This window comes from Rugamonas aquatica, assembly GCF_009380215.1.
Taxonomy (GTDB): domain Bacteria; phylum Pseudomonadota; class Gammaproteobacteria; order Burkholderiales; family Burkholderiaceae_D; genus Rugamonas; species Rugamonas aquatica_B.
Genome location: NZ_WHUG01000017.1, coordinates 1 through 21,848 on the forward strand (window position 1 = coordinate 1; position 21,848 = coordinate 21,848).

The 21,848-nt window shown below is 59.8% G+C and carries 35 protein-coding genes; 1 reads left to right on the plus strand and 34 read right to left on the minus strand.

Annotated features, from left to right (window positions below; translation table 11 throughout):
- The 29 genes from GEV02_RS27770 to rplC form a co-directional block, all read right to left on the minus strand.
- Positions 1-495 (minus strand): protein-disulfide reductase DsbD N-terminal domain-containing protein (locus GEV02_RS27770; RefSeq protein WP_217433166.1); only part of this gene is annotated, 495 nt, incomplete at its 3' end.
- 142 nt (positions 496-637) lie between these two features.
- Positions 638-1,036, minus strand: a complete 399-nt coding sequence (rplQ, locus tag GEV02_RS27775; RefSeq protein WP_152841143.1) for a 50S ribosomal protein L17 — start codon at positions 1,034-1,036, stop codon at positions 638-640.
- 181 nt (positions 1,037-1,217) lie between these two features.
- Positions 1,218-2,195, minus strand: a complete 978-nt coding sequence (locus tag GEV02_RS27780; protein ID WP_008444343.1) for a DNA-directed RNA polymerase subunit alpha — start codon at positions 2,193-2,195, stop codon at positions 1,218-1,220.
- Between the two features lie 108 nt (positions 2,196-2,303).
- The gene (gene rpsD / locus GEV02_RS27785) at positions 2,304-2,927 is read right to left on the minus strand and encodes a 30S ribosomal protein S4 (protein ID WP_008444341.1); all 624 of its coding nucleotides are present in this window, start codon (positions 2,925-2,927) and stop codon (positions 2,304-2,306) included.
- 224 nt (positions 2,928-3,151) lie between these two features.
- Positions 3,152-3,556, minus strand: coding sequence for a 30S ribosomal protein S11 (rpsK, locus tag GEV02_RS27790; RefSeq protein ID WP_008444339.1), 405 nt, complete (start codon positions 3,554-3,556; stop codon positions 3,152-3,154).
- 14 nt (positions 3,557-3,570) lie between these two features.
- Positions 3,571-3,936 (minus strand): 30S ribosomal protein S13, encoded by a 366-nt coding sequence (gene rpsM, locus GEV02_RS27795; protein ID WP_008444337.1) that lies wholly within the window; start codon positions 3,934-3,936, stop codon positions 3,571-3,573.
- A gap of 27 nt (positions 3,937-3,963) precedes the next feature.
- Positions 3,964-4,077, minus strand: a complete 114-nt coding sequence (rpmJ, locus tag GEV02_RS27800; protein WP_005663407.1) for a 50S ribosomal protein L36 — start codon at positions 4,075-4,077, stop codon at positions 3,964-3,966.
- A gap of 32 nt (positions 4,078-4,109) precedes the next feature.
- Positions 4,110-4,328, minus strand: a complete 219-nt coding sequence (gene infA / locus GEV02_RS27805) for a translation initiation factor IF-1 (protein WP_005663428.1) — start codon at positions 4,326-4,328, stop codon at positions 4,110-4,112.
- A 21-nt stretch (positions 4,329-4,349) separates the two neighbouring features.
- The gene (gene secY, locus GEV02_RS27810; protein ID WP_152841145.1) at positions 4,350-5,684 is read right to left on the minus strand and encodes a preprotein translocase subunit SecY; all 1,335 of its coding nucleotides are present in this window, start codon (positions 5,682-5,684) and stop codon (positions 4,350-4,352) included.
- 32 nt (positions 5,685-5,716) lie between these two features.
- On the minus strand, positions 5,717-6,148 hold the full coding sequence (gene rplO / locus GEV02_RS27815) for a 50S ribosomal protein L15 (protein WP_008444334.1): 432 nt from the start codon (positions 6,146-6,148) through the stop codon (positions 5,717-5,719).
- Between the two features lie 27 nt (positions 6,149-6,175).
- Positions 6,176-6,355, minus strand: a complete 180-nt coding sequence (gene rpmD / locus GEV02_RS27820) for a 50S ribosomal protein L30 (RefSeq protein ID WP_152807911.1) — start codon at positions 6,353-6,355, stop codon at positions 6,176-6,178.
- A 10-nt stretch (positions 6,356-6,365) separates the two neighbouring features.
- On the minus strand, positions 6,366-6,884 hold the full coding sequence (gene rpsE, locus GEV02_RS27825; RefSeq protein ID WP_008444331.1) for a 30S ribosomal protein S5: 519 nt from the start codon (positions 6,882-6,884) through the stop codon (positions 6,366-6,368).
- Between the two features lie 9 nt (positions 6,885-6,893).
- Positions 6,894-7,256 carry a 50S ribosomal protein L18 gene (gene rplR / locus GEV02_RS27830; RefSeq protein WP_008444329.1) on the minus strand — a complete coding sequence of 121 codons (363 nt, stop codon included), beginning with the start codon at positions 7,254-7,256 and terminating at the stop codon, positions 6,894-6,896.
- A 13-nt stretch (positions 7,257-7,269) separates the two neighbouring features.
- The gene (rplF, locus tag GEV02_RS27835; protein ID WP_008444327.1) at positions 7,270-7,803 is read right to left on the minus strand and encodes a 50S ribosomal protein L6; all 534 of its coding nucleotides are present in this window, start codon (positions 7,801-7,803) and stop codon (positions 7,270-7,272) included.
- 10 nt (positions 7,804-7,813) lie between these two features.
- Positions 7,814-8,209, minus strand: coding sequence for a 30S ribosomal protein S8 (rpsH, locus tag GEV02_RS27840; RefSeq protein ID WP_008444325.1), 396 nt, complete (start codon positions 8,207-8,209; stop codon positions 7,814-7,816).
- A 14-nt stretch (positions 8,210-8,223) separates the two neighbouring features.
- A complete protein-coding gene (rpsN, locus tag GEV02_RS27845; RefSeq protein WP_008444324.1) occupies positions 8,224-8,529 on the minus strand; it encodes a 30S ribosomal protein S14 in 306 nt (101 codons plus the stop codon).
- Between the two features lie 7 nt (positions 8,530-8,536).
- Complete coding sequence (gene rplE, locus GEV02_RS27850; RefSeq protein WP_008444321.1) at positions 8,537-9,076, minus strand: 50S ribosomal protein L5; 540 nt, start codon at positions 9,074-9,076, stop codon at positions 8,537-8,539.
- Positions 9,077-9,082: 6 nt separating this feature from the next.
- Positions 9,083-9,397, minus strand: coding sequence for a 50S ribosomal protein L24 (gene rplX / locus GEV02_RS27855; RefSeq protein ID WP_008444319.1), 315 nt, complete (start codon positions 9,395-9,397; stop codon positions 9,083-9,085).
- A 9-nt stretch (positions 9,398-9,406) separates the two neighbouring features.
- The gene (rplN, locus tag GEV02_RS27860; protein ID WP_008444317.1) at positions 9,407-9,775 is read right to left on the minus strand and encodes a 50S ribosomal protein L14; all 369 of its coding nucleotides are present in this window, start codon (positions 9,773-9,775) and stop codon (positions 9,407-9,409) included.
- 263 nt (positions 9,776-10,038) lie between these two features.
- Positions 10,039-10,308 carry a 30S ribosomal protein S17 gene (rpsQ, locus tag GEV02_RS27865; RefSeq protein WP_008444314.1) on the minus strand — a complete coding sequence of 90 codons (270 nt, stop codon included), beginning with the start codon at positions 10,306-10,308 and terminating at the stop codon, positions 10,039-10,041.
- A complete protein-coding gene (gene rpmC / locus GEV02_RS27870) occupies positions 10,305-10,496 on the minus strand; it encodes a 50S ribosomal protein L29 (RefSeq protein ID WP_008444304.1) in 192 nt (63 codons plus the stop codon). Before rpmC ends, rpsQ begins: the two co-directional genes overlap by 4 nt.
- A 12-nt stretch (positions 10,497-10,508) precedes the next feature.
- Complete coding sequence (gene rplP / locus GEV02_RS27875) at positions 10,509-10,928, minus strand: 50S ribosomal protein L16 (RefSeq protein ID WP_008444302.1); 420 nt, start codon at positions 10,926-10,928, stop codon at positions 10,509-10,511.
- A 2-nt stretch (positions 10,929-10,930) separates the two neighbouring features.
- Positions 10,931-11,734: a 30S ribosomal protein S3 gene (gene rpsC / locus GEV02_RS27880; RefSeq protein ID WP_152841147.1), complete on the minus strand. Its 804-nt coding sequence runs from the start codon at positions 11,732-11,734 to the stop codon at positions 10,931-10,933.
- 10 nt (positions 11,735-11,744) lie between these two features.
- Positions 11,745-12,077: a 50S ribosomal protein L22 gene (gene rplV, locus GEV02_RS27885; RefSeq protein ID WP_174864456.1), complete on the minus strand. Its 333-nt coding sequence runs from the start codon at positions 12,075-12,077 to the stop codon at positions 11,745-11,747.
- Entirely contained in the window at positions 12,074-12,349 is a 276-nt protein-coding gene (gene rpsS, locus GEV02_RS27890) for a 30S ribosomal protein S19 (RefSeq protein ID WP_008444295.1), read from the minus strand. The genes rplV and rpsS overlap by 4 nt, the downstream gene beginning before the upstream one ends.
- A gap of 10 nt (positions 12,350-12,359) precedes the next feature.
- Positions 12,360-13,187 (minus strand): 50S ribosomal protein L2, encoded by an 828-nt coding sequence (gene rplB / locus GEV02_RS27895; RefSeq protein ID WP_008444293.1) that lies wholly within the window; start codon positions 13,185-13,187, stop codon positions 12,360-12,362.
- Positions 13,187-13,501: a 50S ribosomal protein L23 gene (rplW, locus tag GEV02_RS27900; protein WP_008444291.1), complete on the minus strand. Its 315-nt coding sequence runs from the start codon at positions 13,499-13,501 to the stop codon at positions 13,187-13,189. Before rplW ends, rplB begins: the two co-directional genes overlap by 1 nt.
- Positions 13,498-14,118, minus strand: coding sequence for a 50S ribosomal protein L4 (gene rplD, locus GEV02_RS27905; protein ID WP_008444290.1), 621 nt, complete (start codon positions 14,116-14,118; stop codon positions 13,498-13,500). Before rplD ends, rplW begins: the two co-directional genes overlap by 4 nt.
- A gap of 3 nt (positions 14,119-14,121) precedes the next feature.
- A complete protein-coding gene (rplC, locus tag GEV02_RS27910) occupies positions 14,122-14,778 on the minus strand; it encodes a 50S ribosomal protein L3 (RefSeq protein WP_008444287.1) in 657 nt (218 codons plus the stop codon).
- 274 nt (positions 14,779-15,052) lie between these two features.
- On the opposite strand from rplC, the gene GEV02_RS27915 reads away from it, so the two are divergent.
- Positions 15,053-16,870 (plus strand): hypothetical protein, encoded by a 1,818-nt coding sequence (locus GEV02_RS27915; RefSeq protein WP_152841149.1) that lies wholly within the window; start codon positions 15,053-15,055, stop codon positions 16,868-16,870.
- 14 nt (positions 16,871-16,884) lie between these two features.
- Here the strand turns inward: GEV02_RS27915 and GEV02_RS27920 are convergent, their stop codons facing one another.
- The 5 genes from GEV02_RS27920 to GEV02_RS27940 all read right to left on the minus strand — a co-directional run bounded on the left by GEV02_RS27920 (position 16,885) and on the right by GEV02_RS27940 (position 21,742).
- Complete coding sequence (locus GEV02_RS27920) at positions 16,885-17,622, minus strand: SDR family oxidoreductase (protein WP_152841150.1); 738 nt, start codon at positions 17,620-17,622, stop codon at positions 16,885-16,887.
- Positions 17,619-18,932: an FAD-binding oxidoreductase gene (locus GEV02_RS27925; RefSeq protein WP_328595937.1), complete on the minus strand. Its 1,314-nt coding sequence runs from the start codon at positions 18,930-18,932 to the stop codon at positions 17,619-17,621. Before GEV02_RS27925 ends, GEV02_RS27920 begins: the two co-directional genes overlap by 4 nt.
- The gene (locus tag GEV02_RS27930) at positions 18,929-19,360 is read right to left on the minus strand and encodes a GtrA family protein (RefSeq protein WP_152841152.1); all 432 of its coding nucleotides are present in this window, start codon (positions 19,358-19,360) and stop codon (positions 18,929-18,931) included. The genes GEV02_RS27925 and GEV02_RS27930 overlap by 4 nt, the downstream gene beginning before the upstream one ends.
- Positions 19,360-20,817, minus strand: a complete 1,458-nt coding sequence (locus GEV02_RS27935) for a UbiA family prenyltransferase (protein WP_235922987.1) — start codon at positions 20,815-20,817, stop codon at positions 19,360-19,362. The genes GEV02_RS27930 and GEV02_RS27935 overlap by 1 nt, the downstream gene beginning before the upstream one ends.
- A gap of 79 nt (positions 20,818-20,896) precedes the next feature.
- Positions 20,897-21,742: a DUF817 domain-containing protein gene (locus tag GEV02_RS27940; RefSeq protein ID WP_152841156.1), complete on the minus strand. Its 846-nt coding sequence runs from the start codon at positions 21,740-21,742 to the stop codon at positions 20,897-20,899.
- Positions 21,743-21,848: the final 106 nt, after the last annotated feature.

The window sequence follows — 21,848 nt, forward strand, 5'->3', positions numbered from 1 at the left end:
GGCCGGCGCGGCGGCAACCGGGGCGCCCGGCTTGGCGGCGGCCGCCGTCGCGGCGGGCAGCGGCACCGAGCCGCTGCTGGTCAGCTGGATCTTGTAGTCCTGGGGCGCGTAGCACAGGCCCTTGTCGGAGCAGCCCTGCCCGACCGCCATCAGCGTGTACGGGCCCTCGCCCTCCACCGGCAGCGTCATCGTGACGGCCTTGCGGTAGGTCTCGACATTCTTGCCGAAGGTTTCATCGAAGTGCACCGTGCCGGCCGGGATGGCCAGCGCGCCCAGCCTGGCGCCCACCGCGCTGAACTTGAAGCGCTCGCGGTACATATAATAGCCGTCGGCGATCTGGAAGCTGACCGACACAGTGTGGCCGTCGACCATGCGGGCGGAGAATTTGAAGGCCTGGTCGGGCTCAAGAAAACCATCGTCGGCCAGCGCGGGACGGGCGGTCAACATGGCGATCAACGACAGCAGCGGCAGTAAAAGGCGGGCGATACGAAGCATGTGTTTTCTTTCGACGAAACGAGCACCAGCATAGTACACCGGGCTTGCCATTTGCGCATGAGGCGGGGCTTAAGCCGTGAAGCCATAAAAAAAGCCAGGCAGAGCCTGGCTTTCTTCAATCACACGGTGACAACGGCGAAGATTACTCTTCAGCGGTTGGCGCTGCGTCGATGTCGGTGACTTCTGGACGGTCCAGCAGCTCAACGTAAGCCATTGGAGCGTTGTCGCCAACACGGAAACCCATTTTCAGGATGCGCAGGTAGCCGCCGTTGCGGTTTGCGTAGCGTGGGCCCAGTTCTGCGAACAGCTTCAGAACCATTTCACGATCGCGCAGACGGGAGAATGCCAGACGCTTGTTAGCCAGGGTGTCGGTCTTGCCCAGGGTCAGGATAGGCTCAACTACGCGGCGCAGTTCTTTAGCTTTTGGCAGCGTGGTTTTGATGGCTTCATGACGCAGCAGGGAAACGGTCATGTTGCGCAGCATTGCCAGACGGTGGGACGAGGTACGATTCAGTTTACGGAGGCCGTGACGGTGACGCATGGTACTTCCTTTCAGGTGTTTAAATCCGAGTTCTTCGATCGCTCACGTTTGAAGGTGAGCGCGGACCGGTTCTAGGGATATACGCCCGCTACGACATGTAGCGGGCGGTGCAGCAACTACAAATCAGTTGGTAACAGGGCAGAACATCGCTGCGCGATGTCCAGCACTGTCACCCAATCTGTTATTTTTCCAGACCAGCAGGCGGCCAGTTTTCCAGCTTCATGCCCAGGGTCAGACCGCGGGATGCCAGAACTTCCTTGATTTCGTTCAGGGACTTGCGGCCCAGGTTCGGCGTCTTCAGCAGTTCGTTTTCCGAACGCTGGATCAGGTCGCCGATGTAGTAGATGTTTTCGGCTTTCAGGCAGTTGGCCGAACGCACGGTCAGTTCCAGATCGTCCACTGGACGCAGCAGGATAGGATCGACCAGCGGAGCGCGCGAAGGCGCTTCAGCAGCGGCTTCGGTGCCTTCCAGGGCGGCGAACACGTTCAGTTGATCGACCAGCACGCGGGCCGATTGACGGATCGCTTCTTCCGGCGAGATGACGCCGTTGGTTTCGATGTTGATGATCAGCTTGTCCAGGTCGGTACGCTGTTCCACGCGAGCGGACTCGACGAAGTAGGAAACGCGGCGCACGGGCGAGAACGATGCATCCAGAATGATGCGGCCGATGGTTTTGTTGGTGTCTTCGGACAGGCGGCGTACGTTACCTGGCACATAGCCACGGCCTTTTTCGACTTTGATCTGCATGTCCAGTTTGCCGCCGGCGGTCAGGTGAGCGATCACGTGGTCCGGATTGATCAGTTCCACGTCGTGTGGCAGATCGATGTCCGAAGCCAGGATGGCGCCTTCGCCTTCCTTTTTCAGGGTCAGGGTGACGGAGTCACGGTTGTGGACTTTGAAGACCACGCCCTTCAGGTTCAGCAGCAGGTCAACGACGTCTTCTTGCACGCCGTCGAGCGACGAGTATTCGTGTACAACGCCCGCGATCGTCACTTCGGTCGGCGCGTAGCCCACCATCGACGACAGCAGTACGCGGCGCAGCGCATTACCCAATGTATGGCCATAGCCGCGTTCGAACGGCTCCATCACTACTTTAGCGTGGCCGGCGCCCAGCGCCTCTACATCGATAATACGTGGCTTCAACAGACTGTTTTGCATGTGGTGTCCTCTTCAATACCCTCGGCGCGTTAGGCCGATAAGGCTGATGGCATCAGTGAAAACGCCCACTCGAGCGAGTGGGCGGGTTTTTTACGACTAGACTACAGATTAACGCGAGTACAGTTCGACGATCAGCGATTCGTTGACGTCGTTGGCGATCTCATTGCGCTCTGGCAGGGACTTGAAAGTACCTTCCATTTTCTTGGCATCGACCGACACCCAAGCTGGCATGCCAACTTGTTCAGCCAGCGACAGCGCTTCAACGATACGCACTTGCTTTTTCGATTTTTCACGAACAGCGATGACGTCGCCGACTTTGACCACGTACGAAGCGATGTTGACCACTTGGCCGTTCACGGTGAACGCTTTGTGCGATACCAGCTGACGCGCTTCAGCGCGGGTCGAGCCGAAGCCCATGCGGTATGCAACGTTGTCCAGGCGGGTTTCCAGCAGCTTCAGCAGGGTTTCGCCGGTGTTGCCTTTGCGACGGTCGGCTTCTGCGAAGTAGCGACGGAACTGACGTTCCAGAACGCCGTACATACGCTTAACTTTTTGCTTTTCGCGCAGTTGGTTGCCGTAGTCCGAGGTGCGGGCACCCGATTTCACGCCGTGCTGGCCTGGTTTGACGTCCAGTTTGCACTTGCTGTCCAGCGAGCGACGTGCGCTCTTCAGGAACAGGTCAGTACCTTCACGACGGGAGAGTTTTGCTTTAGGTCCGATATAACGTGCCACGATGCTTCCTTTTTTTAAATAATAACGCCCCAGCCATCGCAACGATGGTTAGGCGCTAGTCTGATCCTCAGGGTGGGCCAGACGGTGGCTAAAATGCGAATAACCCGCCGAACGCTGTTCGACAGGCGACAACAGCCGGGCAGTATAACCGTTTCCGGTCTCCTGCTCCAGCGATTTCTGCAAGTCGGAAGGAGGCGAAGCAAGCTTCGCCGCCGACCGGACTCTTAGATACGACGACGTTTTGGAGGACGGCAGCCGTTGTGCGGTACTGGGGTAACGTCCTGGATCTCGGTGATCTTGATGCCCAGGTTGTTCAGTGCGCGCACTGCGGATTCGCGACCAGGACCAGGGCCCTTGATACGCACTTCCAGGTTCTTCACGCCGCATTCGACTGCGACTTTACCAGCTGCTTCAGCCGCAACCTGCGCTGCGAACGGGGTCGATTTACGCGAACCCTTGAAGCCAGCACCACCGGAGGTCGCCCACGACAGAGCGTTGCCCTGACGGTCGGTGATGGTAATGATGGTGTTGTTGAAGGAAGCGTGAACGTGTGCGATACCTTCGGCAACGTTCTTCTTGACCTTCTTGCGTACGCGCGCTGCTGCTGCGCTGCTTTGTTGCTTAGCCATGTGATTTCCCTAGATTATTTCTTGAGCGATTGAGCGGCTTTGCGCGGGCCCTTGCGGGTACGTGCATTGGTGCGGGTGCGCTGACCGCGGACCGGCAGGCCCTTACGGTGACGCATACCGCGGTAGCAACCCAGATCCATCAAACGCTTGATGTTCATGGACAGTTCGCGGCGCAGATCGCCTTCGACGATGAATTTCGCTACTTCATCGCGCAGCTTTTCCAGTTCGCTGTCGTCCAGATCTTTGACCTTTTTATTGGTCGCGATACCCGTTGCGGCGCAGATGAACTTTGCGCGTGGACGGCCTACACCGTAGATGGCCGTCAGGCCGATTACGGTGTGCTGATGATTGGGGATATTAACCCCTGCAATACGTGCCATTCGTTATTCCTCGATAAATAACGGTTATTAACCTTGACGCTGCTTGTGACGTGGTTCGACGCAGATTACGCGAACAACGCCCTTGCGCTTGATGATCTTGCAGTTGCGGCAGATCCGCTTGACTGAGGCGTTAACTTTCATTTTGCACTCTCTTCTTGGTTCGATTATTTAAGTTACTTGGTCCGGAACACGATACGTGCGCGGCTCAGGTCGTAAGGTGTCAGCTCTACCGTCACCTTGTCGCCAGGAAGAATGCGGATATAGTTCATCCGCATTTTACCCGAAATATGCCCGAGCACCACGTGTCCGTTTTCCAGCTTTACTCGAAATGTTGCATTCGGGAGATTCTCAAGAATCTCGCCCTGCATCTGTATGACGTCGTCTTTTGCCATTCGGTATGTATGAAACCGCGCTTATCGCGTCGGAATTCCGCCCTTGAAGTTTGCTTTGCGCAGCAGCGATTCATATTGCTGCGACATCACGTAGTTTTGCACTTGCGCCATGAAATCCATGGTAACAACCACAATAATCAACAGAGAAGTGCCGCCGAAATAGAACGGTACTTTCCACTCGGCTTGCATGAATTCCGGCAACAAACACACCAAAGTGATGTAGATGGCGCCAGCCAGTGTCAAACGTGTCAGGATCTTGTCGATATAGCGGGCAGTCTGCTCACCGGGACGTATCCCTGGCACAAAGGCCCCGCTCTTCTTCAAGTTGTCCGCTGTTTCTTTGCTGTTGAAGACCAGCGCTGTATAGAAGAAACAGAAAAACACGATCGCAATGGCGTACAACAGTGCGTGGATAGGCTCGCCTTGCCCCATCGATGCTGCCAAATCTTTCAGGAACCGGACCATCGGGTTGGCCGTATCGGCGCCCTTTGTGAACCAGTCCACGATCGTTGCCGGGAACAAGATAATCGACGAAGCGAAGATCGGTGGGATCACGCCGGCCATATTCAACTTCAATGGCAGGTGCGACGTTTGTCCACCGTAAATCTTGTTACCCACCTGGCGTTTCGCATAGTTCACCAGAATCTTGCGTTGGCCACGTTCCACAAATACCACCAAGAACGTCACCGCCACAACCAGGATCATGATGATGATCGCGGAGAACGCACCGATCGAACCGTTGCTCACCGACGAGGCCAGGCCTCCCAGTGCGCCCGGCAGACCGGCAGCGATACCCGCGAAGATGATGATCGAGATACCGTTACCGAGACCGCGCTCGGTAATCTGCTCGCCCAACCACATCACGAACATGGTTCCGGTCAACAGCGTAACGACCGTCACGAAACGGAATGCATAGCCTGGATCCAGCACCAGACCTGCTTGCGACTCCAGTGCGACTGCGATGGCCAACGCTTGGAACGTAGCCAGCACCACCGTGAAATACCGGGTGTACTGGGTGATCTTGCGACGGCCAGCTTCGCCTTCTTTTTTGAGCGCTTCCATCTGCGGCGAGACGATCGACACCAGTTGCATGATGATCGAGGCCGAGATGTAAGGCGTGATACCCAGCGCAAAGACTGTGAAGCGCGCCAGAGCGCCACCGCTGAACATGTTCAACATGCCCATGATGCCGCCCTCTTGCGACTTGAACAGCAAGGCTAATTGTACCGGATCGATCCCGGGAACCGGGACGTGAGCGCCGATACGATAAACCACCAATGCGCCAAGCAAGAACCAGAGCCGGCCCCAAGGGAAACCAGCTGCTGCACTTTTAGCCAATTGTGGATTAGTCGCCAATTTTCGCTCCGATCAAGCTGTTAGCGGTCAACTCAGGCTACCGAGCCGCCGGCTGCTTCGATGGCGGCTTTCGCGCCAGCGGTCACTTTCAGGCCTTTGAGGTTCACCGCTTTGGTGATCTCGCCGGACAGAATGACGCGTACGTCGCGTGCCAGCACGCTCAGAACGCCAGCTTGTTTCAGCACCAGGATGTCGACATCGCCGACCGCCAGGTTGTTCAGGTCGGACAGACGCACTTCAGCTTTGAAGGTGGCGTTGAGCGACTTGAAACCGCGCTTAGGCAGACGGCGTTGCAGAGGCATCTGACCGCCTTCGAAACCGACTTTGTGGAAGCCGCCCGAACGCGATTTTTGACCTTTGTGACCACGGCCCGAGGTTTTACCCAGACCGGAGCCGATACCGCGGCCGACGCGACGCTTGTAGTGCTTAGCGCCATCGGCTGGTTGTATGGTATTCAGTTCCATGATTTCTCCGTGTGTAAGCCCGAGGGCTTACGCAACTACTTTAACGAGGTACGAGACTTTGTTGATCATGCCGCGCACTGCAGGGGTGTCTTCCAGCTCACGCACGGAATTCACACGACGCAGGCCCAGGCCACGCACGGTGGCGCGGTGATCTACGCGGGTGCCGATCAAGCCCTTGACCAGTTGTACTTTCAGGGTTTTTGCCATGTCGTTCACCTTAGCCCAGGATCTCTTCTACCGATTTGCCGCGTTTCGCAGCAATCTCAGCAGGAGTACTCATTTTTGCCAGACCATCCAGCGTGGCGCGTACCAGGTTGTAAGGGTTCGAGGAACCGGTGGATTTCGCCACCACGTCCGTCACGCCCATTACTTCGAAGATAGCGCGCATTGCGCCGCCAGCGATAACGCCGGTACCTGGTTTCGCAGGCGACATCATCACTTTCGATGCGCCGTGACGGCCGGTAACGGTGTGCTGCAGGGTGCCGTTCTTCAGGGAGACCTTGATCAGGTTGCGACGGGCTTCTTCCATTGCCTTCTGCACACCAACCGGTACTTCCTTCGACTTGCCCTTGCCCATGCCGATGCGGCCATCGCCGTCACCAACTACGGTCAGCGCGGCGAAACCCATGATACGACCACCCTTGACCACTTTGGTCACGCGGTTGATCGCGATCATTTTTTCGCGCATGCCGTCATCCGGCTTGTCGCTTGCCATTTTTGCTTGCATTTTTGCCATGATCGTTCCTTAGAACTTCAGACCGGCTTCGCGCGCGGCTTCTGCCAGCGCCTTCACACGGCCGTGGTAACGGAAACCGGAGCGGTCGAACGCGACTTCGGTAATCCCTGCTTTCAGTGCTTTCTCTGCGACGCGCTTGCCGACCAGGGCAGCGGCGGCAGCATTGCCACCCTTGCCCGATTTGCCAGCCAGTTCGTTGCGCACTTCGACTTCTGCCGTGGAGGCCGATACCAGTACTTTGGCATCCGGCGAGATCAGGTTCGCGTAGATATGCAGATTGGTGCGGTGTACCGACAGGCGGTTCACTTTCTGTTGCGCGATCTTGATCCGGGTTTGGCGTCCGCGGCGCAGACGTGATTCTTTCTTGTCCATCGTCAGCCCCTAGTTACTTCTTCTTGGTTTCTTTAATCTTAACCACTTCGTCCGAATAACGGACGCCCTTGCCCTTGTAAGGCTCAGGGGAGCGGTAAGCGCGAACTTCAGCAGCCACTTGGCCCACTTGCTGACGGTCGATCCCTTTGATGATGATCTCCGTTGGCGTTGCGGTAGCGCAGGTGACGCCGGCTGGCATCGAGTGCACGACAGGGTGCGAGAAGCCCAGCGACAGATTCAGCTTGTCGCCTTGCGCTTGCGCCTTGTAACCCACACCGACCAGGTTCAGCTTTTTCTCGAAACCCTTGGTCACGCCAGTGACCATGTTGTTGACCAGTGCGCGCAGCGTACCGGACATGGCATTGGCTTCGCGGCTGTCATTAGCGGCGACGAAGCTCAGGGTTCCTGCATTGTTTTCCACCGTGACCTGGCCGTTCAGGGCCTGGGTCAGGACGCCCAGAGGGCCCTTGACGGTGATCGCTGCTGCGGAGATGGCGACTTCAGCGCCAGCTGGCACAGCGATTGGCATTTTAGCTACACGAGACATGTCTAACTCCTTATGCGACGTAGCAAATAACTTCGCCGCCGACACCGGTAGCGCGTGCTTTGCGGTCAGTCATGACGCCTTGCGGAGTCGACACGATCGCCACACCCAAGCCATTCATCACAGTAGGGATCTCGTCTTTGCCCTTGTAGACGCGCAGGCCCGGACGGGACACGCGCTCAAGGCGCTCAATGACGGGACGGCCAACATAATACTTCAAACCGATTTTCAGTTCCGCTTTGCCACCAGCTTCGGCTACGGCGAAATCTTCAATGTAACCCTCGTCCTTGAGGACGTTGGCAATCGCAATTTTAACTTTCGACGATGGCATGGCCACGGTCGTCTTTTGCACGCCTTGGGCGTTACGAATGCGGGTCAGCATATCGGCGATAGGATCGCTCATACTCATTGCATATTCTCCTATTACCAGCTTGCTTTAGTCATACCCGGGATCTCACCACGCATGGCGAATTCACGGAGCTTGATACGGCCCAGACCGAATTTACGGAAGGTGCCGCGTGGACGACCGGTGACGGCGCAGCGGTTACGCTGGCGGGTCGGAGCCGAGTTACGTGGCAGCGCTTGCAGTTTCAGGCGCGCTTCGTAACGTTCTTCTTCCGACTTCGACTGGTCATCAATGATGGCCTTCAGCGAAGCGCGCTTGGCAGCAAACTTGTTTGCCAGGTCGACGCGTTTCTGCTCACGGTTAATCAGTGCGAGTTTTGCCATGATCTTCTTAGTTCCTGAACGGGAATTTAAAGGCGGCGAGCAGAGCTTTCGCTTCGTCGTCGGTCTTGGCGGTGGTGGTGATCGAAATGTTCATACCACGCAGCGCATCGATCTTGTCGTACTCGATTTCCGGGAAGATGATCTGCTCTTTCACGCCGATGTTGTAGTTACCACGACCATCGAACGAACGGCCATTGACACCGCGGAAATCGCGCACGCGCGGCAGAGCCACGGTGATGAAGCGATCCAGGAACTCGTACATACGAGCGCCGCGCAGGGTGACCATGGTACCGATCGGGTAGCCTTCACGGATTTTGAAACCCGCGATAGCTTTGCGCGACTTGGTGGTCACTGGCTTCTGGCCAGCGATCTTGGTCAGGTCGCCCACAGCGTGTTCGAGGACTTTCTTGTCCGCGATGGCCTCACCAACACCCATGTTCAGGGTGATCTTGGTCAGACGTGGAACTTCCATCACCGACTTGTAACCGAATTTCGCGGTCAGGTCGGCGACGACTTTTTCTTTATAGAATTCTTGGAGACGTGCCATGATTTCTTAAGCCTTCACTACTTCGCCGGACGATTTGAAGACGCGGACTTTTTTGCCATCCACTTCTTTGAAACCGACACGGTCTGCCTTGCCAGTCGCTGCATTGAACAATGCAACGTTGGACACGTGAATCGGCATAGTCTTATCGACGATACCACCTTGTACGCCAGTCATTGGGTTAGGCTTGGTCGCTTTTTTAGCGACGTTGACGCCTTCAACCACGACATGCTCAGCATCGATACGCTGCTGAACGACGCCACGCTTGCCCTTGTCTTTCCCGGTCAGAACGATGACTTCGTCGTTTTTACGAATCTTATCCATTACGACTCCTTACAGGACTTCCGGTGCCAGGGACACGATCTTCATGAACTTTTCAGTGCGCAGCTCGCGCGTCACTGGTCCAAAAATACGGGTACCGATCGGTTCCAGCTTGGCGTTCAACAGTACGGCGGCATTGCCGTCGAACTTCACCAGGGAACCGTCTTGGCGGCGAACACCTTTAGCGGTGCGCACTACCACGGCGTTATAAATTTCACCTTTTTTGACACGGCCACGTGGCGCAGCAACCTTAACGGTTACCTTGATCACGTCGCCAATGCCTGCATAACGGCGCTTGGAGCCGCCCAATACCTTGATGCACATTACTTCTTTGGCACCGGTATTGTCAGCCACTTCGAGCCGGCTTTCAGTTTGAATCATAGTATTCTCTTTCCCAACTTAAGCCGAAGAATCCACACAATGCGGACCCGCGGTCAGTCTTGGTCCCGCCAGAGTGCCCTGCTGGGCCCACTGTTTGGGTGCTTGACCTTCGTACTGCTACTGACCGCACGGTTCTGCGTCTGTGGCCAGACACTTTGCGGCGTTACATGAACGAAGCCCGCAAGTATTACATACAACTCGCGGGCTTGCAAGAACTAATTGAAAATCGCCCCCGGCCCGAAGACCGGAGGCGAAAACTTCAATTAAACGATTTGCGCGGCTTGCACCACGCGCGTCACGGTCCATGCCTTCGTTTTGGAGATCGGGCGACCTTCCACGATTTCCACCGTGTCACCGGCTTTCACCTGGTTGGTCTCGTCGTGCGCGTGATACTTGTTCGAGCGGACGATGATCTTGCCGTACAAAGGATGCTTGACGTGACGTTCGATCAGAACGGTAACGGTTTTGTCCATCTTGTCGGACACCACTTTACCGATCAGGGTGCGCTTGAGCGACTTTACTGGTTCGGTCATTTGGCTTCCTTCGTGTTCATTACCGTTTTTACACGTGCGATATCGCGACGTACCTTCTTGAGCTGCGAAGTATTGCTCAGCTGCTGCGTAGCGGTTTGCATACGCAGGCCGAATTGCGCCTTCAACAGGTCATTCAGCTCTTTTTGCAGAGCTACCTGGTCTTTGCCGCGGAGTTCAGATGCTTTCATATTTCACTCCTGTTATTGACCAACTTGACGGACCACGAAGGTGGTCGCCAGTGGCAGTTTGGCAGCGGCCAGGCGGAATGCTTCGCGCGCCAGTTCTTCTGCGACGCCATCCATTTCGTACAGGACTTTGCCTGGACGGATTTCAGCGACGTAGTACTCCGGATTACCTTTACCGTTACCCATACGGACTTCGGCAGGCTTGTTCGAGATCGGTTTGTCCGGGAACACGCGAATCCAGATACGGCCGCCACGTTTGATGTGACGGGTCATGGCGCGACGTGCTGCCTCGATCTGGCGTGCCGTGATACGACCACGGGCAACGGCTTTCAGACCGAACTCGCCGAACGACACCGAAGTGCCGGCGGTGTGCGAAATGCCGGTGTTACGGCCTTTCTGCTCTTTACGATACTTTCTGCGTGCTGGTTGCAGCATGATTATTCTCCTGCTTTCTCGGCCGGCTTGGCGGCAGTGCGTACACGAGCGCCTGGAGCGGCTGGCTTGGCGCCGGCGCCGGCTGGGCGCGGACGGCCAGCTGGTTTGCCGTCGTCACGACGTGGGCCACGTGGCTTCTTCTCGTCCGGTGGGGTATCGATCACTGGTGCGTCGCCGTTCGGAGCGCGGTCGCCTTTGTAAACCCATACCTTGACACCGATGATGCCGTAGGTGGTCGAAGCTTCGCTGGTGCCGTAGTCGATATCGGCGCGCAGGGTGTGCAGTGGCACACGGCCTTCGCGATACCACTCTTTACGAGCGATTTCGATACCGTTCAGACGACCCGACGACATGATCTTGATGCCCAGGGCACCCAGACGCATGGCGTTTTGCATCGCGCGCTTCATGGCGCGACGGAACATGATGCGTTTTTCCAGCTGTTGAGCGATGGAATCGGCGATCAGTTGCGAGTCGATTTCCGGCTTGCGGATTTCTTCGATGTTCACGTGGACAGGAACGCCCATGATCTTGGTCAGCGCCGACTTCAGTACTTCGATGTCTTCGCCTTTTTTACCAATGACCACGCCTGGACGCGAGCTGTAGATCGTGAAGCGCGCGTTCTTGGCTGGACGCTCGATAACGATGCGGCCGACCGAAGCGTTCTTCAGTTTGGTCTTCAGGTATGCGCGTGCTTTCAAGTCTTCGTTGAGCATGGCAGCGAAGTTGCTGTTGCCTGCGTACCAACGCGACGCCCAGTTACGGGTAACCGACAGGCGGAAGCCGGTTGGGTGAATTTTTTGACCCATCTTTAGCTCCTTAGTTGCCGACGGTCACGTAAATGTGACACGATTGTTTCGAAATACGATCGCCCCGGCCTTTAGCGCGTGCAGTGAAGCGCTTCAGGATCGGGCCCTTTTCGACGTAGATCGTTTTCACGAACAGTTCGTCGATGTCCGCGCCATCATTGTGCTCGGCGTTCGCGATTGCGGACTCCAGCACTTTCTTGATGATGGTCGCGCCCTTTTTTGGGCTGAATTGCAGAATGTTGAGTGCAGCGTCAACTTTCTTGCCGCGGATCAGGTCAGCCACCAGGCGACCTTTTTGATCCGACAAGCGCACACCCTTGAGGATTGCTTTGGTTTCCATTATTTCTTCGCCTTCTTGTCAGCGGCATGGCCCTTGAACGTGCGGGTCAGCGCGAATTCACCGAGCTTGTGACCAACCATGTTCTCGGAGACGTACACCGGCACGTGCAGCTTGCCATTGTGTACAGCGATCGTCAGGCCGATGAAGTCAGGCATGATGGTCGAACGACGGGACCAGGTTTTGATTGGCTTTTTGTCTTTGGCAGCTTGCGCGGCTTCGACTTTTTTCACCAGGTGGGCGTCACAGAACGGCCCTTTTTTCAATGAACGAGTCATGTGCTACCCCTTATTTCTTGCCGCGGCGCGAGACGATCATGGAAGAAGTACGCTTGTTGCTGCGGGTCTTCTTACCCTTAGTCTGTTGGCCCCAAGGCGACACTGGATGACGACCAGCTGCAGTTTTACCTTCACCACCACCGTGCGGGTGATCGACCGGGTTCATGACCACACCGCGAACGGTAGGACGAACACCGCGCCAGCGCATCGCACCAGCTTTACCGATTTTACGCAGGCTGTGTTCGGCATTGCCGACTTCACCCACGGTTGCACGGCACTCGATGTGCACGCGACGCACTTCACCCGAGCGCAGACGCACTTGAGCGTAGGTACCTTCGCGGGCCATCAGGACCACGCCGGCGCCGGCGGTACGGGCCATCTGGGCACCCTTACCTGGCAGCATTTCGACGCAGTGCATGACGGTACCGACTGGGATGTTGCGGATCGGCAGGCAGTTGCCCGACTTGATCGGCGCTTCCGAACCGTTCATCACGGTGTCGCCAACGCTCATGCCTTTGGTGGCGATGATGTACTGGCGCTCGCCGTCGGCGTAGCACAGCAGGGCGATATTCGCGGTGCGGTTTGGATCGTATTCGATACGTTCCACTTTCGCTGGAATGCCATCCTTCTGACGCTTGAAGTCGATCAGGCGATAGTGCTGCTTGTGACCACCGCCGATGTGGCGGGTGGTGATGTGGCCGTTGTTGTTACGACCAGCAGTTTTCGATTTTTTCTCAACCAGGGCTGCGAACGGACGACCTTTGTACAGGTCCGGGTTCACAACTTTCACCATGCCGCGACGGCCTGGGGAGGTTGGCTTCATCTTAACGAGTGCCATTATTTAGCCTCCTCGGAGAAATTGATTTCCTGGCCAGGTTTCAGGCACACGAAAGCACGCTTGGTATGGTTGCGGCGGCCGGTGTGGGCACCGGAACGCTTCTGCTTACCTTCGCGGTTAACGGTCTGCACCGATTCCACTTCCACTTTGAACAGCAGTTCAACAGCGGCTTTGATTTCTGGCTTGGTCGCGTCGGTGGTTACACGGAACACGATCTGTTCGTTCTTTTCCGCGACCATGGTGGCCTTCTCGGAAATGACCGGAGCCAGCAGCACCTTCATCAGGCGCTCTTCGCTAAATTTCAATGCGCTCATGCCAGCATCTCCTCAATCTTGGCCAGTGCAGCTTTCGTGACCAGGATCTTCTTGTAGAACACCAGGGACATTGGATCTGCGTGACGTGGTTCAACCACCAGGACGTTAGGCAGGTTGCGCGATGCCAGTTCCAGGTTTTCGTTGGCGACGTCGGTGATGATCAGAACCGATTCAAAACCCATGCCGGTCAGCTTTTGCGACAGCAGCTTGGTTTTTGGCGCTTCGATAGCGAAATCTTCGACAACCACCAGGCGCTCTTCACGAGCCAGCTGGGACAGGATCGAGCAGATACCTGCGCGATACATCTTCTTGTTCACTTTGTGGGTGAAGTTCTCGTCAGGCGAGTTCGGGAAGATGCGACCACCGCCGCGCCACAGTGGCGACGACGACATACCAGCACGAGCACGGCCGGTACCTTTTTGGCGCCATGGCTTCTTGGTCGTGTGGTGGACTTCTTCACGGTCTTTTTGTTTACGGTTGCCGCTGCGAGCATTGGCTTGGTAAGCAACGACGACTTGGTGGATCAGGGCTTCGTTGTAGTCACGACCGAAAACTGCATCGGCGGCGGCAACGTTAGAGGCGGCTTGACCTTGAGCGTTCAAGAGCTTGAGTTCCATCGTTTAAGCTCCCTTCTTTGCTTTAACTTTGACAGCAGGCGATACAACGACCTGGCCATTTTTCGCACCTGGGATCGCGCCTTTGACCAGCAGCAGCTGACGGTCGGCATCGATACGGGCGATTTCGAGGTTCTGCACAGTGCGGGTGACGTCACCGAGGTGACCGGTCATGCGCTTACCTGGGAACACGCGGCCTGGATCTTGCGCCATACCGATGGAACCTGGAACATTGTGCGAACGGGAGTTACCGTGGGTAGCACGGCCCGAAGCAAAGTGGTGACGCTTGATGGTACCGGCGTAGCCTTTACCGATCGTGACACCTTGAACGTCGATCTTCTGACCGACTTCGAACAGCGAAGCAGCAACAACGTCGCCAGCTTTCAGTTCGGCAGCTTTGGTAGCGTCAACGCGGAACTCTTTCAACAGAGTACCGGCTTCAACACCAGCTTTAGCGTGATGACCAGCAACAGCCTTCGTTACGCGGGAAGCGCGACGTTGACCGAATGCGACCTGAACTGCGGAGTAACCGTCAGTTTCAGGAGTTTTGATTTGCGCAACACGGTTGTTCGATACGTCCAACACGGTGACTGGGATCGAATCCCCGTCATCGGTGAAGATGCGCATCATACCAACCTTGCGACCGAGAAGGCCAAGGCTCATTTTTTCTCCAATTCCCACCTACGATTGGGCGGGGATATGTTGAACTACAAAATTAGTACGGACCATAAAAAAGGCGAATCCATACCGAAGCCGGCTAGTGTAGCGCGAAAAGACCCTTGACGCAACAACTTAATACGAGGTATGTGGCCTTGCGCGCAGCGCGGCGGCGGGCGTTGCCTGGAGAAAAAACGTCCATTGCTGTATCATCAATTACTTTTGGTGCATCAATGCCGATTTTGCATGCGCCCTTCCCCTTCCCTCCCTACATCCGACAATGCAGAAACCTACCTCCCCCTGGCCGCTCCTGCTGATCTATTTCCTGTGCGCGCTGGCGGCACTGGGCTACTGGCGCCACGCGCATGTCAACACCGCCACCGGTGACGAACCCCACTACATGGTGATGGCCAACGGCCTCGCCAAGCACGCCGCGCTGGAGCAGACCCTGCCTTATCAGGACGCCACCCAACCCGGCCAGCCCCAGCGCTTCAACCTGCCGCCTGCCGACCGCCACACCGTCGCCGGCCCCCGGGGGAACTTCAACATCCACAATCTCGGCCTGCCGCTGCTGCTGGCGTTGCCGTTCACGCTGGGCGGCGTGAACGTCAGCAAGATCTTCATGATCCTGTGCGGCGCCGGCGTGGTGCTGTGCTCCTGGAAGATTTCGGGGCTGTTCTCCAGCGAAGTCCGGGCGCGCCGCCTGGCCGTGCTGGCCGCCTGCGTCGGCGCGCCGCTGATCCCGGCCGCCACCCAGATCTATCCAGACATACTGGGCGGGCTGCTGGCCATCACCGGCCTGTACTGGTTCCTCACCACGCAACAGCGGCGCAGCGCCGGCGCCGAGCTGGGGCTGGCCTTGGCGGTGGTCTACCTGCCCTGGCTGCAAATCAAGTTCGGCCTGGCCTGCGCGCTGCTGGTTCTGGCCGTGGCCGCCAAGATCTACCGCGAATCAGGCGACCTGCCGCGCGTGGCCCGGCTGCTGGCCATGGCCGCCGCCTCCTGCGTGATCCTGGGCGCCTACAATCTGTACGCGTTCGGCAAGCTGTCCGGTCCCTACATGGGCGACGCGGTGGAAGTGAGCAAAACCAGCCTGATGGTCCTGCTGGGCCTGCACTTCGACCAGAACCAGGGCTTCCTGCTGCAAAACCCCATCAATCTGCTGGGCTTGCTGGGCGTGGGCTGGCTGTACCGCGACAATCGCCCGTTCGCGCTGCTGTGGGCCGCCGTCTTCGTGGTGCTGCTCGCGCCCAACGCGCTGCATCCGGTCTGGTATGGCGGCTGGAGCTTCACCGGCCGCTTCGGCTGGCCCGGCGCCGTGGTGTTCATGGTGCCTACGCTGTATGCGCTGCTGGAACTGTCCAAGCGCCGCGCCACGCTGTTCCTGACGCTGGCCGGGCTAGCGGTGGCGCTGCAGGTGTATTTCTACTCCCGCTACGCGACGGCCAAGGTGGACATGTTCAACCGCGCGCTGGATACGCCGCTGGAAGGCTACTCGATGTACTACCACCGCATCCACAATTGGCTGCCGGCGCTGTACAACTCCGACTGGGCCTTCAGCTATGCGCCCAACTATGCGTGGCTGCTGATGGTCGTGCTGCTGCTGGTGGCGGGTTTTGTGCGCGGCGCGCGCCGGCTGCGCATCGGCGCCATCGCGCTGGGTGTGGCCGCCATCGTGGCCGCCGGCCTGGTGCAGAACCAGCACGCCGGTGAAGTGAAGCTGGTGGCCGCCAGCCTGCCGGGGCAGACCGGGCGCGTGGACGGCGACGCGCGCACGGCGCAACCGGGCGTGGACCAGTCCGGCATGCTCAATTTCGGCCCTTACCTGCAGCTGCCTTTCGGCATCTACCACGTCACGCTGCGCTACCGCAGCGACGCGCCCGCCACCGAGGATGTCGCCCTGTTCGATGTCTACAACACGGCGCAGGGCCAGTCGCTGCTGGTGCGCGGCCTGAAGGGCACCGATGGCGCGGTGCGGGAAACCACGCTGACCTTCGCCGTCGCCCCCTGGCAGGACAAGCCGAAGCTGGAGTTCCGCAACAACTGGACCGGCAAGCGCTCGTTCACGCTGTACGAGATGCGCATCACGCCGGGCTGAACCCGGCGGCGCTGTTACAACTTGAGTTTCTTGAAGACGCGCTCCGGCACCAGCTTAATCAGCGTCATGATGCCCCACCAGAACCACGGGGTGTAGAGCACATCCCGGCGGCGCTCGACCGCGGCGACGATGGCGGCGGCCACCGCCTCCGGCGTCGCCCACAGCGCGCCCTTCTTGAACGAAGCGGTCATCGGCGTATCGACGAAGCCCGGCTTGATGGTCAGCACCTGGACGCCGGCCGGATGCAGGCGGTTGCGCAAGCCCTGCAGGAAAATGGCCAGCGCGCCCTTGGCGGTGCCGTACACATAGTTGGACTGGCGGCCACGGTCGCCGGCGACCGAACCGATCACGGCCAGCGTGCCGTGGCGCTGCGCCTCGAAGCGGTTGGCCAGCAAGGTCAACAGCGACATCACGCTGATCGCGTTGGTGTTCAGCTCGCGCAGTGCGACGGCGAAATCCTGCTCGCACTGCTTTTGATCGCCCAGCGTGCCGTGCGCGATCAGCACCGTGTCCAGGCCGTCCAGCGCGGCGGCGGCGGCATCGATGGCGGCCGCGTGCCGCTCGAACTCATTCACCTCCAGCACGCCATGGCCGACAACGGCGGCGCCGCGCACCTTGAGGTCGGCGGCCAGCGCGCCCAGGCGCTCCTGGTCGCGGCCCATCAGGTAGAGCGCATGGCCCTGGCCGGCCCACTGGCGGGCCGCCGCCTGGGCGATCGCCGAGTTGGCGCCAATAATCAAGATTTTTTTCATAACAGTCCTAAGCGACGGGATTGGGTGGAGGCGAAATGCCCATGCGCGTGCCAGCGGGCGCGCACCTGCTCGAACTCTTGCCAGCGCGGATAGCCGCGCCGGAAGGTCTCGACGCTCATGCGGGCATCCTTGGCCAGGTACAGGCGGCCGCCGTGGTCAAGCACGATGCGGTCGAGGTGTTCGAGCAGCGCGAACACGGCAGGCTCGACCTTGAAATCCAGGGCCAGCGTATAGCCTTCGACAGGGAAGGACAGGTGATGGTCGTTGGCCGGCCCGAAGGCCTTGAGCACGGCCAGGAAGGAACCGCGGCCGGAGTCGGCGATGGCGGCCAGCACGGCGCGCATGCCGGCGGCGCCGGCCTGGCGCGGCAAGGCGAACTGGTATTGCACGAAGCCGGCCTTGCCGTACAGGCGGTTCCAGCCGGACAGCGCGTCCAGCGGATAAAAGAACGGCGTGTACGGCACCCGGCGCGTGCTGCGCTGGCGCAGTATGCGGTGGTAGTACAGCGTGTTGAACGCCTGCACGCTGGCGCGGTTCAGCAGGCCGGCCGGCAGGTCGAACGGCACCGGCAGCGCGCCCTTGGACGGCGCCGCCAGTTCGCCGGCGGGCGCGTGCTCGCCGAGCATCAGCAGCGAGCGGCCCAGGCTGGCGCCGCGCGCCAGGCAATCGATCCAGGCCACCGAATAAGTGCTGGCGCCGTGCTGTTCGAACGCGGCCAGCGCGCTGTCCAGGTTGGGCGCCTTGATGGTGGTCTCGATGACATCGCTGGACTGCACACGCTTGAGCTGCACCGTGGCCGCCAGGATCACACCGGTCAACCCCATGCCGCCGCAGGTGGCGTGGAACAGCTCGGGATGGGCGGCGGGCGAGACCGTCACCCGCTCGCCATTGCCCAGCAGCAGATCGAGTTCGCGCACATGGGTGCCGAAGGTGCCGTCGACGTGGTGGTTCTTGCCGTGCACATCGCTGGCGATGGCGCCGCCGACCGTGACGAAGCGCGTGCCCGGCGTGACCGGCAGGAACCAGCCGCGCGGCACGAAGACGCGCAATATGGTGTCGAGCGAGACGCCGGCGGCGCAGCGCACCAGCCCGGTCTCCGGGTCGAAGGAGATGAACTGGTCGAGCTGTTGCATCGCCATCACCTGCTCCGCCAGCGCGCTGTCGCCGTAGGCCCGGCCCAGGCCGCGCGCGATCAGCGCCCCGTCCGCGCCGGCATCGCGCAGGCGCTGCGCGCACTGGCCGGCCGACAGCGGCAGCAGCAGGCGGGCTTCCTGCCGAGGATAGCGGCCCCAGCCCTCAAGCACGGTCACGCCGCCTCCGCCGAGGGTGCGGCGGGCGCGACGAACACGTAGCGCTTGTCGAGCTGATATTTGATCAGGTTGCCGATGGTCAGGCCCAGCGCGCCGCCGACATAGCGCATGCCGTCGGTGCCGTACAGGTGGGCGAAGGCGTACTCGACGCCCCAGAACACGGCCGTGGTGAACACGCCCATCACGGTGTAGAGCACGAACAGCTTGCCGTCGTGGGCCAGGCTCTCCGACTCGAAGCCGAAGATGTGGCGCTTTTCCAGCAGGTATTTGACCGGCAGGCCGGCGCCGGTGCCGAACAGAATGGACAACGGCACGGCGTACGGGCCGTGATAGGCCCAGATCACCACGGCCTGGCAACCGATGTTGACCGCCGTGGCGACCAGGGCGAAGACCGCGTACAGCAGGGCAAGACGGGCGCCGCTACGCATCACAGCACCTTCGCCAGCACGAACACGGCGCCCAGCAGCGCGCCGACCAGCCAGCTGGCGCGGTCCTTGATCGCGAACACGATGGGGTCGTCATGCATCTGCCCGCGGTGGGCGATCAGCCAGGCGCGCGAGATCCAGTACAGCATCAGCGGGCAGGCCAGCCAGATCAGCGTCGGGTGCGCGTACAGCCGCGCCGTGTGCGCGTCCTGAATGTAGAACGCCAGCACCAGCACGGCGATATAGCCGGCGTTGCTGCCCAAGCTGGAGACCAGCTCCAGATCTTGCTGGATATAGCCGCGTCCGCGCAGCGGCTGGCTCTGGCCGGCCTGGCGGGCCGCGTACAGCTCGCTGTAACGCTTGATGAACGCCAGGCTGAGGAAGACGAACATCGAGAACGACAGCAGCCAGAACGACAGCTCCACCGACACCGCGAAGGCGCCGGCGACAATGCGCAGCGTGTACAGCGCGGCCAGCGACAGCACGTCCACCACCGGCACCTGCTTGAGCCGGAACGAATAGGCCAGCGTCAGCACAAAATACACGGCCAGCGCGCCGATGAAGCGCGGCGGCAGCCCCAGCAAGGCCAGCCCTGCCCCGGCCGCCAGCAGCAAGGGCCAGGCCAGCCAGCCCGTCACCAGACTCAGCTGGCCGGAGGCGAACGGACGGCGGCGCTTGCGCGCGTGGTGGCGGTCGTCGCCGACATCGACCAGGTCGTTGAGCAGGTAGACGCTGGAGGCGGTCAGGCTGAACACGACAAACGCCAGCAAGGCTTGCATGACGCCCAGCGCGCTGTCGTAGTGATGGGCCGCCAGCAGCGGCACCAGCACCAGCAGGTTCTTCAGCCACTGATGGGGCCGCATGGCGCGCAGCAGCCCGGCCGCCGGCGACAGCCTGCCGTCGTCCAGCACGCGGCCGAGGTTGCCTTGCCGGCGGGCCGCCTCGATCAGGCGCCTGGAACGGCTGACCACGTGGGCCTGCGCCGCGCCGCGCCAGATGGCGACGTCCGGCCAGTCGTTGCCGACATATTCAAAGCCGCGCTCGCCATAGCGCGCGACCAGCGCGTCGCACTTGGCTTGCGATTTGAGATTGGTGGCGCCGTCCGATCCCAGTACTTCATCGAACAGGCCCAGGTGGTCGGCCACGCCCTGGGCCAGCGTGTGGTGGCTGGCGGTGGCCAGCACCAGGCGGCGGCCGCGCTGCTTTTCCGCGCGCAGCCACACCAGCAACTCCTCGTTGTACGGCAGCGATGCCAGCTCGACGCGGGTGTCCTCGGCCAGTCGGGCCTTCAGCGTGGTGCGGCCGGCGGCCAGCCAGCCGAACAGGCGGTAGGCGCGCCCCGGCTGCTCGATCAGAAAACTGCTGGCGGTCTCGGCCAGCAGATCGGTCTTGATCAGTGTGCCGTCGAGGTCGACGACCAGGGGCAGGTCATCGGCGCCCGGGACATCGGGCGGAGGCAAAGGGCGGCTCAGGGACATAAAAGGAGGGGCTAAAAATCCGGCAACCATAACATTTTTGCAGCAGAACCGCAACCGGCAATCACTGTTCGGGCACGTGGATGCTGGCCTTGATGTGCTTGAGGTGGGCGACGATGGTGAAGGTCATCACCACCAGCAGCGACCATGAACTCCACTTGCTGACATGGACCACCGACCACGCGCCCAGCTGGTTGGGATAGCGCCACACGCCCCAGAAGGTGCTGATGTTCTCGGCCAACCAGATGAAGAAGCCGATCAGCACGAAGGCCAGCAGCATCGGCATGCGGCGCTCGCGGTCCAGCGGCCGGAACACCACCGTGGTGCGGGCGTACAGGCCCAGCGCGCAAGCCGCCAGATACCAGCGGTAATCGCCGATGTAATGGTGGGCAAAGAAGTTCACGTAGATCAGCACGGCGATCAGCACCGCCATCCAGTACGGCGGATGGTGGCGGATGCGCAGGTCGAACAGGCGCCACGCCTGGATGATGTAGCTGCCGACCGCCGCATACATAAAGCCCGAGAACAGCGGCACGCCCCACAGCTTGGTGTAGGCGAAGTCCGGATAGCTCCACGACTGTATCGTGCCGGACACCTTGAACACTTCCAGCGCAAAGCCCACCACATGGAACAGGCTGACCGCCTTCAACTCATCCCAGGTCTCCAGCCCGGACCACACCATCCACGCCTGTATCCCCAGCGCCAGGACCAGCAGCACATCGTAGCGAGGCAGGCCCGGCACGCCGGCGCGCGGCACCAGCAGCACGGCGCCGAAGAACAGGCCGACGAACAGGCAGGCGCGCGCCTGCTTCACGCCGAAGTACAGGAACTCCGTCACGAAGCGCGGCCAGCCGCGCAAGCCGGCGCGGGCGGAGTCGTCGAGCAGGTGGTGGTCCAGCGCAGCCAGCATGGTGTGTCCAGTTGAGTTTTTAGCAAGCGACTCTAACGCCGCGGCGGGCATCTGTCCAGCGGCAACAGACGAAAAAAAACCAGGCACCGAAGTGCCTGGTTTTTCA

Bases quoted from the DNA above. Each gene is read 5' to 3' on its own strand.
- rplQ (WP_152841143.1), bottom strand. From the start codon at position 1,036: ATGCGTCACCGTCACGGCCTCCGTAAACTGAATCGTACCTCGTCCCAC.
- GEV02_RS27780 (WP_008444343.1), bottom strand. From the start codon at position 2,195: ATGCAAAACAGTCTGTTGAAGCCACGTATTATCGATGTAGAGGCGCTG.
- rpsK (WP_008444339.1), bottom strand. From the start codon at position 3,556: ATGGCTAAGCAACAAAGCAGCGCAGCAGCAGCGCGCGTACGCAAGAAG.
- rpsM (WP_008444337.1), bottom strand. From the start codon at position 3,936: ATGGCACGTATTGCAGGGGTTAATATCCCCAATCATCAGCACACCGTA.
- rpmJ (WP_005663407.1), bottom strand. From the start codon at position 4,077: ATGAAAGTTAACGCCTCAGTCAAGCGGATCTGCCGCAACTGCAAGATC.
- infA (WP_005663428.1), bottom strand. From the start codon at position 4,328: ATGGCAAAAGACGACGTCATACAGATGCAGGGCGAGATTCTTGAGAAT.
- rplO (WP_008444334.1), bottom strand. From the start codon at position 6,148: ATGGAACTGAATACCATACAACCAGCCGATGGCGCTAAGCACTACAAG.
- rpmD (WP_152807911.1), bottom strand. From the start codon at position 6,355: ATGGCAAAAACCCTGAAAGTACAACTGGTCAAGGGCTTGATCGGCACC.
- rpsE (WP_008444331.1), bottom strand. From the start codon at position 6,884: ATGGCAAAAATGCAAGCAAAAATGGCAAGCGACAAGCCGGATGACGGC.
- rplR (WP_008444329.1), bottom strand. From the start codon at position 7,256: ATGGACAAGAAAGAATCACGTCTGCGCCGCGGACGCCAAACCCGGATC.
- rplF (WP_008444327.1), bottom strand. From the start codon at position 7,803: ATGTCTCGTGTAGCTAAAATGCCAATCGCTGTGCCAGCTGGCGCTGAA.
- rpsH (WP_008444325.1), bottom strand. From the start codon at position 8,209: ATGAGTATGAGCGATCCTATCGCCGATATGCTGACCCGCATTCGTAAC.
- rpsN (WP_008444324.1), bottom strand. From the start codon at position 8,529: ATGGCAAAACTCGCACTGATTAACCGTGAGCAGAAACGCGTCGACCTG.
- rplE (WP_008444321.1), bottom strand. From the start codon at position 9,076: ATGGCACGTCTCCAAGAATTCTATAAAGAAAAAGTCGTCGCCGACCTG.
- rplX (WP_008444319.1), bottom strand. From the start codon at position 9,397: ATGGATAAGATTCGTAAAAACGACGAAGTCATCGTTCTGACCGGGAAA.
- rplN (WP_008444317.1), bottom strand. From the start codon at position 9,775: ATGATTCAAACTGAAAGCCGGCTCGAAGTGGCTGACAATACCGGTGCC.
- rpsQ (WP_008444314.1), bottom strand. From the start codon at position 10,308: ATGACCGAACCAGTAAAGTCGCTCAAGCGCACCCTGATCGGTAAAGTG.
- rpmC (WP_008444304.1), bottom strand. From the start codon at position 10,496: ATGAAAGCATCTGAACTCCGCGGCAAAGACCAGGTAGCTCTGCAAAAA.
- rplP (WP_008444302.1), bottom strand. From the start codon at position 10,928: ATGCTGCAACCAGCACGCAGAAAGTATCGTAAAGAGCAGAAAGGCCGT.
- rpsC (WP_152841147.1), bottom strand. From the start codon at position 11,734: ATGGGTCAAAAAATTCACCCAACCGGCTTCCGCCTGTCGGTTACCCGT.
- rpsS (WP_008444295.1), bottom strand. From the start codon at position 12,349: ATGACTCGTTCATTGAAAAAAGGGCCGTTCTGTGACGCCCACCTGGTG.
- rplB (WP_008444293.1), bottom strand. From the start codon at position 13,187: ATGGCACTCGTTAAGATGAAGCCAACCTCCCCAGGCCGTCGCGGCATG.
- rplW (WP_008444291.1), bottom strand. From the start codon at position 13,501: ATGAGCGCATTGAAATTTAGCGAAGAGCGCCTGATGAAGGTGCTGCTG.
- rplD (WP_008444290.1), bottom strand. From the start codon at position 14,118: ATGGAACTCAAGCTCTTGAACGCTCAAGGTCAAGCCGCCTCTAACGTT.
- rplC (WP_008444287.1), bottom strand. From the start codon at position 14,778: ATGAGCCTTGGCCTTCTCGGTCGCAAGGTTGGTATGATGCGCATCTTC.
- GEV02_RS27915 (WP_152841149.1), top strand. From the start codon at position 15,053: ATGCAGAAACCTACCTCCCCCTGGCCGCTCCTGCTGATCTATTTCCTG.
- GEV02_RS27920 (WP_152841150.1), bottom strand. From the start codon at position 17,622: ATGAAAAAAATCTTGATTATTGGCGCCAACTCGGCGATCGCCCAGGCG.
- GEV02_RS27930 (WP_152841152.1), bottom strand. From the start codon at position 19,360: ATGCGTAGCGGCGCCCGTCTTGCCCTGCTGTACGCGGTCTTCGCCCTG.
- GEV02_RS27940 (WP_152841156.1), bottom strand. From the start codon at position 21,742: ATGCTGGCTGCGCTGGACCACCACCTGCTCGACGACTCCGCCCGCGCC.